This is a genomic window from Acetobacterium sp. UBA5834, from assembly GCF_002435675.1.
GTDB lineage: Bacteria > Bacillota > Clostridia > Eubacteriales > Eubacteriaceae > Acetobacterium > Acetobacterium wieringae.
The window spans coordinates 28,734-29,068 of sequence record NZ_DJGY01000050.1; positions in this window are offsets into that span (position 1 = coordinate 28,734).

The following is a 335-nucleotide window of genomic DNA, read 5'->3' on the forward strand; positions in this document are numbered from 1 at the left end:
GAGCCACATCAGCTTAATAAAAAAGTATTGATACATTGAATTACTTACTGCTAATACACTACAGATAACTAAGTGATTCGCACCAAAATTTTGACTCGCTACTCTCGTCAATTTTGGGCTCTCTACTTATGCCAATTGAGCCACATCAGCCTAATGAAAATGTATTGACATATTAATTGGATCGTATTTTAATCGAAAACTCTTCTCATCCAGATTGGATGAGTTTTCAATTAAAATGCGTTTGTTTTATCACTGTCGTCTCGCTCACGCTCCACTTCCGACCAATTTCTAAAAGAAATTGGGATAAAACTTATGGCGACCTGGAAGAGACTCGA